The organism is Streptomyces sp. NPDC127092 (assembly GCF_042722475.1).
In the GTDB taxonomy this organism is placed as follows: domain Bacteria; phylum Actinomycetota; class Actinomycetes; order Streptomycetales; family Streptomycetaceae; genus Streptomyces.
Genome location: NZ_JBHXFE010000418.1, coordinates 1 through 1,037, shown reverse-complemented (window position 1 = coordinate 1,037; position 1,037 = coordinate 1). Strand labels below are relative to the sequence as shown.

Below are 1,037 nucleotides of genomic sequence, written 5' to 3'. Positions count from 1 at the left end.
GATGCAGCGGCAGGTCCGGTTCGGCGTCCACGTCGAACTCGGCCTTGTCCCAGTACCGCCGCTTCGGTTCGAAGAACACCACCGGGTCGTCCGCCGCGACGGACTGCTGGATCATGTGGAACGCGTCCGCCGGGTTGCTGGGTGTGACGACGCGCAGTCCGGCGGTGTGCGCGAAGTACGCCTCCGGCGACTCCGAATGGTGCTCGACCGCACCGATGCCGCCGCCGTACGGGATCCGGATCGTGAGGGGCGCGGTGACCCTGCCCTGGGTGCGGTAGTGAATCTTGGCCACCTGCGACACGATCTGGTCGAACGCGGGATAGACGAACCCGTCGAACTGGATCTCGCAGACGGGCCGGTAACCGCGCAGGGCCATGCCGAAGGCGGCGCCGATGATTCCGGATTCGGCGAGCGGGGTGTCGATGACCCGGTTGTCGCCGAAATCCTTCTGCAGGGTGTCGGTGACGCGGAAGACCCCGCCGAGGCGTCCGACGTCCTCACCCATGATCACGACCTTGCGGTCGTGTTCGAGAGCGCGCCGGAGGCCTGCGTTGAGTGCGGCGCCGAGCGACAGCGTGGTGGTGGTCATGACAGTGCCTCCTCGATGCCTGCGAAGCCCGCGAGGTACGCGGCGTACTGTTCGCGTTCCTCGTCGATGAGTGGGTGGTCGGTGGAATACACGTGCTCGAACAGGTCGAGCGGCTCGGGATCGGGCGCACCGATGGTCCCGGACCGCAGTCGCGCCGCGACGTCGTCGGCGGTGGCCTGCACTCCGGCGAGGAACGTGTCGTCGAGCAGGCCCTCCCGGTCGAGGAGGCGCCTCATCCGGTCGATCGGGTCGCGGGCTTTCCAGATCTCGGTCTCGGCTGCCGCCCGATACCGGGTGGGATCGTCCGACGTGGTGTGGGGGCCCATCCGGTACGTGATGGCCTCGATGAATGTCGGCCCACTGCCTTCGCGGGCCCGTTGGGTGGCCTGACGGGTGACCGCGAGGACCGCGAGAACGTCGTTGCCGTCCACCCGGAGGGCGGGCATGC

Annotated in this window: 2 protein-coding genes; both read right to left on the bottom strand. The window is 68.5% G+C overall.

The genetic code is table 11. The features are described from left to right. Positions 1-589 (bottom strand): alpha-ketoacid dehydrogenase subunit beta (locus tag ACFWJO_RS40945; RefSeq protein WP_386873495.1); only part of this gene is annotated, 589 nt, incomplete at its 3' end. Next, positions 586-1,037: thiamine pyrophosphate-dependent enzyme (locus tag ACFWJO_RS40940; protein ID WP_386873493.1), on the bottom strand; the 452-nt coding region annotated here is incomplete at its 5' end. The genes ACFWJO_RS40945 and ACFWJO_RS40940, both read right to left, overlap by 4 nt.